The organism is Serratia sp. OS31, assembly GCF_014164835.1.
GTDB classification, from domain to species: domain Bacteria; phylum Pseudomonadota; class Gammaproteobacteria; order Enterobacterales; family Enterobacteriaceae; genus Serratia; species Serratia liquefaciens_A.
Genome location: NZ_JACJFQ010000043.1, coordinates 20,907 through 30,474, shown reverse-complemented (window position 1 = coordinate 30,474; position 9,568 = coordinate 20,907). Strand labels below are relative to the sequence as shown.

8 protein-coding genes are annotated in these 9,568 nt (G+C 58.8%); 7 read left to right on the top strand and 1 reads right to left on the bottom strand.

Going from position 1 to position 9,568, the window contains the following annotated elements; genetic code table 11:
* The first annotated feature begins 142 nt into the window (after positions 1-142).
* The 4 genes from H5P17_RS23940 to H5P17_RS23925 are packed head-to-tail and all read left to right on the top strand — an operon-like array spanning position 143 to position 4,338.
* On the top strand, positions 143-1,765 hold the full coding sequence (locus tag H5P17_RS23940; RefSeq protein ID WP_182825606.1) for a GMC family oxidoreductase: 1,623 nt from the start codon (positions 143-145) through the stop codon (positions 1,763-1,765).
* Entirely contained in the window at positions 1,758-2,414 is a 657-nt protein-coding gene (locus tag H5P17_RS23935) for a polysaccharide deacetylase family protein (protein ID WP_044551109.1), read from the top strand. The genes H5P17_RS23940 and H5P17_RS23935 overlap by 8 nt, the downstream gene beginning before the upstream one ends.
* A 24-nt stretch (positions 2,415-2,438) precedes the next feature.
* Positions 2,439-4,151, top strand: coding sequence for an FAD-dependent monooxygenase (locus H5P17_RS23930; protein ID WP_182825605.1), 1,713 nt, complete (start codon positions 2,439-2,441; stop codon positions 4,149-4,151).
* Positions 4,141-4,338 carry a hypothetical protein gene (locus H5P17_RS23925; RefSeq protein ID WP_182825604.1) on the top strand — a complete coding sequence of 66 codons (198 nt, stop codon included), beginning with the start codon at positions 4,141-4,143 and terminating at the stop codon, positions 4,336-4,338. The genes H5P17_RS23930 and H5P17_RS23925 overlap by 11 nt, the downstream gene beginning before the upstream one ends.
* Before the next feature lie 8 nt (positions 4,339-4,346).
* Here the strand turns inward: H5P17_RS23925 and H5P17_RS23920 are convergent, their stop codons facing one another.
* Positions 4,347-5,273 (bottom strand): LysR family transcriptional regulator, encoded by a 927-nt coding sequence (locus H5P17_RS23920; RefSeq protein ID WP_182825603.1) that lies wholly within the window; start codon positions 5,271-5,273, stop codon positions 4,347-4,349.
* A 174-nt stretch (positions 5,274-5,447) separates the two neighbouring features.
* Between H5P17_RS23920 and H5P17_RS23915 the strand changes: the two genes are divergently transcribed.
* From H5P17_RS23915 to H5P17_RS23905, 3 genes are read left to right on the top strand one after another with little or no spacing between them, the layout of a single operon-like run.
* Complete coding sequence (locus tag H5P17_RS23915; RefSeq protein ID WP_182825602.1) at positions 5,448-6,965, top strand: aldehyde dehydrogenase family protein; 1,518 nt, start codon at positions 5,448-5,450, stop codon at positions 6,963-6,965.
* Positions 6,966-6,999: 34 nt separating this feature from the next.
* A complete protein-coding gene (locus H5P17_RS23910) occupies positions 7,000-8,646 on the top strand; it encodes a GMC family oxidoreductase (protein WP_182825601.1) in 1,647 nt (548 codons plus the stop codon).
* Positions 8,647-8,648: 2 nt separating this feature from the next.
* The gene (locus H5P17_RS23905; RefSeq protein WP_182825600.1) at positions 8,649-9,362 is read left to right on the top strand and encodes an SDR family NAD(P)-dependent oxidoreductase; all 714 of its coding nucleotides are present in this window, start codon (positions 8,649-8,651) and stop codon (positions 9,360-9,362) included.
* Positions 9,363-9,568: the final 206 nt, after the last annotated feature.

Here is a 9,568-nt window from a genome sequence, read left to right as displayed (position 1 = left end):
GCCCATGACTGAGCCGTGCGATGTTGCATAAATGTCATGCTATCGACAAAAAATAGTGACATCAACAAAAAATATTCTTTATATTAAAAAATATATTTTTTCTTCCATCGCAATATTTCCCCCTCATCTGCACGGAGAGAGCATGAAAGAGAATGAAAGGTACGACTACATTGTGGTCGGCGGTGGTTCTGCCGGTTGCGTGGTTGCCGGTTTGCTGGCGGAAAGAACCTCGGCGCGCATTTTACTGCTGGAGGCCGGGCCGGAAGACAAAGGCCTGTTTATCCGTATGCCGGCCGGATTTCCAGAAATTGTCGGTAAACTGGTCTGGCCCTATCAAAGCGATGCCGAACCCCATATGGGCAACCGGGCGATAGGCATTCCACAAGGGCGAGTGCTGGGCGGCGGCAGCTCGGTGAACGGGCAGCTCTATGTCCGTGGCCATGCCCAGGATTATGACGACTGGGAAACGCAGGAAGGGTGTACCGGTTGGGGCTATCGCGATGTACTGCCCTACTTTATCAAGTCGGAATGCAACCAGAGCCTGCACGACGACTATCACGGCGATAGCGGCCACCTGAAAGTCAGCGACTCCGGCTATCGCCATCCGCTTAGCTACGCCATCGTCAAAGCCGGTCAGGAACTGGGCTATCCCTATCTCAATGACTTTAACGGCGCCAGCCAGCAAGGCATCGGCTTCTACCAAACCACTACCTATCAGGGGCATCGCTGCAGCACCTCGGTGGCCTATCTGGCGCCGGTGCGCCAACACGCGAATCTCCAGGTGATGACCGGCGTCCTGGTTGAACGCCTGTTGCTGGAACAGGATCGTGCCACCGGCGTGGTATTTACCGACGCCGAGGGGAAACGCCAACAGGCGCTGGCCAGCCGGGAAGTGGTGTTGTGCGCCGGCGCCATCGGTACCCCAAAACTGTTGATGCTGTCCGGCATCGGCCCGGCAGAGCATCTGCGCGAAGTCGGCATCAAACCCCAGGTCGACAGCCCTCTGGTCGGCCAACGCCTGCAGGATCACCTGCATTTTTCGGTGATTGCCAGCCTGCGAAAGCCGATTAGCCTGCTCGGGCAAGACAAAGGCCTGAAGGCGTTGGCGAACGGACTGGAATGGCTGCTGTTCAAACGCGGTATCTGCGCCTCCAACCTGCTGGAATGCGGCGGTTTTTTCGCCACCGGCGGCGACGATCGGCCAGATGTGCAACTGATGGGACTGGCGGCGTCGGATAACGTCGACGACAAGGGAAAACAGGCGCAAAACCAACATGCCTTATCCCTCAAGTTGGCGCACCTGCGGCCACTGGCGCAGGGGGAAGTCCGGTTACGTGACGGTAATCCTCGTTCATTACCGCAGATCAGCCTCAATTACATGGGCACTCCGGAGGATGTCGCGGCGCAGGTCAGAGCGGTACGCCTGGGCTTGCAGCTGTTCCAGGCCCCCGCGTTGGCGTCACTGATTGACCGGGTTCTGTTGCCCGCGCCGAATTTGAACAGCGATGAACAGCTGGCGTCGTTCGTGCGTGAGCATGGCAAAACCGAGTATCACCCTACCGGTACCTGCCGCATGGGGGCAGATCCCGCGACTTCCGTGGTGGATCTGGCACTCCGCCTGCGCGGCGTGGCGGGAGTGCGCATCGCTGATGCATCGATTTTCCCGCGTATCCCGGCGGGCAATACCAATGCACCGACTATCATGGTGGCAGAGCGCGCAGTTGATTTGATGCTGGCCACTTCTCAGGAGCAGGAACATGCATAAAAAACTCACCTTGACCTTTGATAACGGTCCCCATCCCCAGGGGACTCCGCTGGTGCTGAAAACGCTGGAGGAGTTCCGAATTTTGGCCAACTTCTTCCCTATCGGCGAGAAGATCTCCGCGCCTGGCGGTGAAGCCTTGGTTAAATCGGTGAAGGACGCCGGGCACCGGGTCGGCATTCATACCCTGACCCACTCTCTGCCACTGGGGCTGGGGGCTCCGGGGTTCGCTCGGCACGAAATTACCGAAGGCCAAGCCCGACTAGGCCAATACGCCGAGTCGCCCCCGCTGTTTCGCCCCTATGCCGGTAAAGGGATCCTCGGACCGCACGTGTTGAATCAGGAAGCGGTTGAGGTGCTGCAACAGCAAGGGTTCAGCCTGGTGCTGTGGAACTCGGTACCGCGGGATTGGGAACTGCCAACCGACGCCTGGGTGGCACGTGCGCTGGAAGACATCGCCAATCAGCCCTGGACGGTGATGGTGTTGCACGATGCCCGGCCCGAAGCGATGGAGCATCTGGCGCATTTTATTGAAAAAGCGGTGCTGATGGACGTGGAAATCACGCAGCAACTTCCCGATTGGGTAATGCCGATGCAGGCGGGCCAGATCCGGCATCCCTTTTCTGAGTTGATCGCCCCTGCGGCGGAGTAACCGGCAACGACCAGGAGTATCTTTATGCAACAAGAAAACGTGATTGGTGAATTCCGCTATCAACAATATGCGGTCAAGCTGCCGTCGCTGCACGATAACCGCGAACAGCATCGGCACCGGGTGGTGATTGTCGGCGGTGGGCCGGTGGGCTTATCGCTGGCGCTGGGATTGGCGAAACAAGGCATCGCTTCTTTGGTGGTGGAGAATGATACCCAGGTCTGCACCGGCAGCCGGGCGGCGTGCATCTCCCGCCGCAGCCTGGAGATCCTCGACAAGCTGGGGCTGGCAGACACCTTTGTCGGCAAGGGCCTGGCCTGGACCCGTGGCCGCAGCTTTTATCAGGGCGAGATGGTGATGCAGTTCGACATGTTGCTGGATGACAACCAGCAGTTTCCGGCAATGATCAACCTGCAGCAGTACTATATCGAGCAATTTCTGCTGGATGAGGTGCTGCGCCATGATGATCTGATCGAACTGCGCTGGGGTACCGAACTGCAGAGCCTGGTACATCATGATGATGGCGTGACATTGTCACTCAATGCCGTCGGCGTAGAGTACCAGTTGGAGGCCGACTGGGTGATAGCCTGCGACGGCGGCCGCAGTCGGGTGCGGGAACAAATGGGCCTGCATCTGCAAGGGGACGTGCACCATGGACGCTTTGCCATCGTGGATATCGAGCTGGAAAGCGAAACTCCGGCAGAACGACGGGTGTGGTTTGAAACCGCCCTGCGCCCTGGCCCAATGTGGATGCACCGTCAGCCGGACAACATCTGGCGCATTGATTACCTGCTGGAAGACGGCGTTAGCGACGAAGAAGGCCTGAAGCCGGAAAACGTGCTGCCGGTGGTCGAGAGTTTTCTCGACATGGTCGGTGAAAAAGGAAAATGGCGTCCGATTTGGATCAGCATGTACAACGCCAAAGCGCTGTCGCTGGACAACTATCACCACGGGCGGGTGTTGTTCGTCGGCGATGCGGCGCACGTAGTGCCGATCTTCGGCGTACGTGGGCTTAACGGTGGGCTGGACGATGCCTATAACCTCGGCTGGAAGCTGGCCTACGTGCTGAAAGGGTTGGCGCCGCCGTCGCTATTGACCAGTTACTCCAGCGAACGTCAGAAGGCCTGGCGTGAAAATGCCGGACAGGCCAGCCGCAGCGCCGAGTTTATGTGCCCGGCGACCCCGGCCGGCAGCACGCTGCGTAATGCGGTGCTGTCGCTGGCGGCGCGCCATCCGCAGTTTTCCACGCTGATCAATCCCCGTCAGACCCACAGCATCTGCTATGGGGATTCGCCTTTAAATACCCCGACGGCTGCGGCTTGCGAGGTACCCGGCCCCAAGCTCGGCGCGGTATTGCCGGAGTTCCCTCTGTTACTGAACGGTGAGCCAAGCCACCTGACCCGATTACTGGATGCGCAACTGTTCACCCTGCTGCGCTTTCCGGCTCTGGACGGGACCGCCGCTGCGGAAATCAGCGACCATCCGTTGCTGCGCGTGGTCACTGTGGGGCGGCCTGGGCAACTGCAAGCCGGCGCGGCCGGGTCGGTGGAAGATCCTGATGGGCAGGTGCACGCGGCCTACAGCGGCCCCGCCGGCGCGCTTTATCTGATTCGACCGGATGGACACGTCTGCTGGCGCTGGACGCAGAGCGATGGTGCGGACTTTGCCATCATCGAGCGGGCCATAATGCGGGCCAGCGGCTGGCAGAACGATAACCAAGGAGCAAAAAATGCAGGCTAAATTGACCGAACAGCAGCTCGATGAGCTGTACAGCCAGTTCTATCAGGCCGCCGAACCCTTTGCCGGCGAATCCCTGGCGCTATTTTTGACTCGCCTTAACCTGCTGTTGCTGGACGCGTTGGCGGATGAAACGCTGGCGCGGGAGCTGATAGTCGAAGCCGCGCGCTTCAAGTACGACGCAGAGTAGCCCTGCATTCAGGCAACCGGCGGGGTATCCGTAAGTTTCTGGCCCGGCGGTAACCCGGATTGCCGATAATACTCCGCGACAAAATCGACAAAACTGCGAATGTTAACCGGCAGATAGCGCCGGTTAACATAGACCACGTACAGCGAGCGATGGCTCCAGGTGTAATCCCTCATTAACCTGACCAGCGCGCCGCTGGCTAACGCTTCTCTCACCACGAACTCCGGCTCAAGAATAATGCCACTGCCCTCCAACGCGCTGGCCAACAAGGCATCACCACTGTTGGCACGCAACGATCCGCATACCGGCACTTCGACCAGACGCCCCTCCTCATCCAGGTATTCCCATTGTTCCGCACGGGGCAACAGTGAATAGACCAGACAATTGTGCTCTCGCAACGCCTGTGGGGAATCCGGGGTGCCATGGTGTTTTAAATAGTCTGGAGACGCGCAGAGTATTCGGGGTATTTCACACAGCTTGCGCGCCACCAGAGACGAATCCGACAGATTGGCCACGCAGATCGCCACATCAATCCCCTGATCGATCAGGTTAACCAACTGGTCACTGAGGCAGAACTCCACCGCTACCCGCGGATGACGACGCTGATAACCTGCCACTATGGTTGCCAGTTCAGCCCGACAATAAGGGTGTGGCGCACTGATGCGCAAAGTGCCTGCGGGCTGACCCTGATTGCCCATATAGGCTTCCAACGCCTGGCATTCGCCGGTAATTCGCTGGCTGTATTCGTAACATTCCCGCCCGGCCTCCGTCAGCGTCATCGATCGCGTGGTCCGGTGCAGCAAACGCACGCCGAAATGCTGCTCCAGCTCGGCAATACTTTTGCTCACTCGTGGGCGCGAAAGATCAAGCGCTTCGGAAGCAGCCGTAAAATTGCCGCCTTTAACCACCGCATTGAATATGCGTAATGCATTCATCATGTCCACATTCAGATCCCTTCAGCATGCTGGTCGCTAGCACAATATACGTCATCCATTGGTGCCTGTTCGGCACCAGTGTGATACGGCAAGCCCTCTGTTTGTTCAGCCTGACCACAGCTAGTTTAGCTTTATCCCTCGAAAGAGGATCCCCACAGACTGAAACAAGGACTCCCTATGAGTAGCCAGACGAAAACTTTTGAACAATGGCAGCAGCAGGCAAACGCACTGCAAATCGAAGGGCGCGCCTATATTGACGGTCAGTATCAGGACTCTGCCGACGGCGCCACTTTTGCCGACACCAGCCCGATCGACGGTCGGCTGTTAGCGGCGATTGCCGACTGCGACGCCGCCACCGTGGATCGGGCCGTCGCAGCTGCGGTCCGCACGTTCGCGTCGGGCGTTTGGCGTGACCAGTCGCCATCGCTGCGCAAAGCCGCCCTGCTGCGTTTGGCCGATTTGGTTGGCCAGCATCAAGAAGAACTGGCGCTGCTGGAAAGTCTGGATACCGGTAAAACCATCCATGAGTCGCTGGATATGGATATGCAGGACGTGCAACTCGCACTGCGTTACTACGCCGAGGCGATCGACAAGATTGCCGGTGAAATCGCCCCTACCAGCGACAGCTTCCACGGCATGATCACCTACCAGGCCTTGGGCGTGGTGGCGGTGATGACGCCGTGGAACAACCCGCTGATGATTGCCTGCTGGAAGATTGCGCCGGCGCTGGCAATGGGTAACTCGGTGGTGTTCAAACCTTCTGAAAAAGCGCCGTTAACCGGCATTCGGCTGGCACAGCTGGCACAGCTGGCCGGTATCCCCGATGGCGTATTCAACGTGGTGACCGGCGGCGCTCAGGTCGGTCAGGCATTGGCGCTGCACCCCACCGTGCGGGTGATGGCCTTTACCGGCTCCACCCAGGTGGCCAAACAGCTGCTGATCTATGCCGGGCAGTCCAACATGAAACGCACCTACCTCGAAGGCGGCGGTAAGAACGCGCATATCATTTTTGCCGATACGCCGGATCTGGCACGTGCAGCACGTTTTGCCGCCTTGGGCTTTTGCGCCAATCAGGGTGCGGTCTGTGCTTCGGGGACTCGCCTGCTGGTGCAGGCATCCATCAAAGAGCAGTTTGTCGCGCTGCTGATTGAAGAAGTGAACCGCTGGAAGCCGGGGCATCCACTCGATCCCGCGACCATGATGGGGCCACTGATTGATGCCAGGCATCAGGCCAATGTCCTGCGTTATGTCGACTCCGCGCGTGATGAAGGCGCCAGCATCGTCTGTGGTGGCCATGCGGACGACAGCGTCGTGCCGGGCGGGCATTTCTTCTGGCCGACGGTGATCGACAACGCCACGCCGACCATGACCGCCTCGCAAAACGAAATCTTCGGCCCGGTCGCTTCGGTCATCGCTTTTGAAGACGAAGAAGACGCCATCCGGTTGGCAAATGACAGCGAATACGGCTTAACCGCCGGATTCTGGACGCCGGATATCGCCAAAGTTCACCGCGTCGCCCGCCAACTGGAAGCGGGAACCGTCTGGGTCAATCACTTCCTGACCCGCGATATTCTCTCGCCTTTCGGCGGTTTCAAACAGTCAGGCATCGGCCGCGACCTGTCGTTACATGCGATGCGGCAATACGGCGAAATGAAAGCCACCTGGATTGCTCTGAAAGACGTCGACGCTCACTAAGCCCGCGCGTCCAAACCAATAAAAAGGGATCGTCATGAAACAAGATAAACTACACACCGACGCCGGCCGCCGTCGGTTCATTGCCGCCAGTCTGGCGATGAGCGCTGCGGCCGCACTGCCTTTCTCCGGCTATGCCCGCCAGCCGGCCCCGCGCAGCACCGGGAGCGGAAGCGACGACAAAAAATACGACTACATTATTATCGGCGCAGGCTCGGCCGGATCGGTGGTGACCCGCCGGCTGGTTGATGCCGGATTAAAGGTCCTGCTGCTGGAAGCCGGCCCACGCGACGATATGCCGGCCATTCATAACCCGCCGGAGGCCATGGCGCTGTGGCATTCCGCCGTTGACTGGGGCTTCTCCACCCAGCCGCAGATTTACGCCGGCAAACAGGATATTTACTGGCCGCGCGGCAAAACCTTGGGCGGCTCCAGTTCAATCAACGGCATGATGTACGTGCGCGGCCTGCCTGCCGATTACGACAACTGGGCGGCGATGGGGGCCACCGGCTGGAGCTGGAAGGACGTGCTGCCTTATTTCCGCAAAGCGGAAAACTGCAATATCGATGGCTTGTCCAACCTGCATGCCACCGGGGGGCTGCTGCAGGTCTCTCGCCCCGCCATGACGCCATTGGCCCACGCCTTTGTCGAGGCCGGACAACAGGCCGGGCTGCGACGGGTGCAGGATTACAACGACGGCCAGGACTCCACCGGCGTCAGTTTCCCGCAGTACACCATGACGCCAGACGGCAAACGGGCCAGCGCCTGGGTCTGCTACGGCGACGCCATTCGTGGAGCGGATAACCTGTCGGTGATCACCGAAGCGCGAGTATTGAAGCTGCTCAACCAGGGCGATCACATTACCGGCGTACACTTTGTGCATCGCGGCACCGATTATCGCATTGAGGCCCGCCATGAGGTGCTGCTGTGCGCCGGCTCCCTGATGAGCCCTTCCATTCTGCTGCACTCCGGCATCGGCCCGGCCGAACAGCTGGAGAAAATGGGCATCAAGACCCTGGTCAACCTGCCTGGCGTGGGTGAAAACCTGCACGATCACCTGGTGTGTCCTATGGTTTGGTCTTCGCCGCAGCCGGTGGCGGTCGGTTTGGCCTCCGGTATCGAAGCACAGATTTTCCATAAGTCAGCCCCGGCGCTCTCGGCGCCTGACACCCAGTCCCTGCTGTTCACCATGCCGTTCATGCCGGGCGTCACTCAGGGTTACACTGTCACACCTGGTCTGGTGCGGCCCATCAGTCGCGGTCGTCTGTGGCTCAACTCGCTCGACCCGCTGCAACCCCCATTGATGGATCCGCGAGTCTATTCCGAAGATCAGGATCTGGAGGTCATGACCGACAAGGCCCTACTGTTGCGCGAAGTGATGAAGCAAACCGCATTGGCGCCGTGGCGCGGCAAAGAGATGGGCATGGATGGCGTGAACAACCGCGATAAAATGCGCGATTACATCCGCCGAATGACCGCTTCCTACCACCATCAGGTCGGTACGGCACGCATGGGGACCGACAACATGGCGGTGGTTGATCCGCAATTGCGCGTGCACGGTCTGTCTGGCCTGCGTGTGATCGACGCCTCGGTGATGCCGGTCATTCCTACCGGCAACACCAATGCTCCCAGCATTATGATCGGTGAAAAAGCCGCAGACATGATTTTGTCGAGCAAGGCATAACCATGACAACCACCGTATTGATTACGGGTGCCAACAGGGGCCTGGGTCATGAAACCGCCCGGCGTCTTGCCGGGTGTGGGTGGCACGTAGTCCTCGGCGCGCGGGATCCCCTGCGCGGCGAGCAGGCCATTCAACAGCTGGCTCTGCAAGGCCTGCATGCAGAATTGTTGATAATCGATGTGATTTCCGAGGAGTCAGTGCGGCAGGCGGCGGCGGATTTCAGCAAGGTACACGATCGCCTTGATGTCCTGATCAATAACGCCGGCGTGTCTGGCCCCTGGGGACACCCGAGGGAAACCTGCGCCGTGGCCCTGACAGAAATCTACCAGACTCAGGTTTTTGGCGTGGTTCGCATGATGCAGGCCTTTCTCCCCCTGCTGCAAGCCGCCGCCAACCCCAGAGTGGTGATGGTGTCCAGCTCGCTGGGGTCATTTCATACCATGACCGGCAAAGGCGGCTCCTTCGAGTCCAGAATACTGCAGCTGGCCTATCCCTCTTCAAAAGCGGCGCTCAACATGCTGGTGACCCAATACGCCAAGGCGTTGCCGAAAATCAAGATTAACGCCGTTAACCCGGGCTTTACCCAAACCGATCTCAACCCCCTGGGCTGCCAGACGATAACCGAGGGAACCGATGCTATCGTGGCGCTGGCCTCCCTCGCCAAGGATGGCCCAACCGGCGGTTTTTTTGACCGTCATGGCGAAATTCCATGGTAATTATCTGGTTACCGTCGAAAGCAATAATCTGTACGCTCGCTAAATTCGGTTAATTTATAAGCAAAGATTTATTTATAATAATTCACTGCTTCAAAAATTGCGCCGTGACGATCTTACCCCTCCTTCTAAAATTGCCTTCAAAATAAACGCATTGGGCCGGTACCCTTACTTTTTTTGAGGAGGTTTTTTGTGCCTTGTCAAGCCCC

Excerpts from the sequence above, each read along its gene's own strand:
- H5P17_RS23940 (WP_182825606.1), top strand. The coding sequence starts at position 143 with ATGAAAGAGAATGAAAGGTACGACTACATTGTGGTCGGCGGTGGTTCT.
- H5P17_RS23935 (WP_044551109.1), top strand. The coding sequence starts at position 1,758 with ATGCATAAAAAACTCACCTTGACCTTTGATAACGGTCCCCATCCCCAG.
- H5P17_RS23930 (WP_182825605.1), top strand. The coding sequence starts at position 2,439 with ATGCAACAAGAAAACGTGATTGGTGAATTCCGCTATCAACAATATGCG.
- H5P17_RS23925 (WP_182825604.1), top strand. The coding sequence starts at position 4,141 with ATGCAGGCTAAATTGACCGAACAGCAGCTCGATGAGCTGTACAGCCAG.
- H5P17_RS23920 (WP_182825603.1), bottom strand. The coding sequence starts at position 5,273 with ATGATGAATGCATTACGCATATTCAATGCGGTGGTTAAAGGCGGCAAT.
- H5P17_RS23915 (WP_182825602.1), top strand. The coding sequence starts at position 5,448 with ATGAGTAGCCAGACGAAAACTTTTGAACAATGGCAGCAGCAGGCAAAC.
- H5P17_RS23910 (WP_182825601.1), top strand. The coding sequence starts at position 7,000 with ATGAAACAAGATAAACTACACACCGACGCCGGCCGCCGTCGGTTCATT.
- H5P17_RS23905 (WP_182825600.1), top strand. The coding sequence starts at position 8,649 with ATGACAACCACCGTATTGATTACGGGTGCCAACAGGGGCCTGGGTCAT.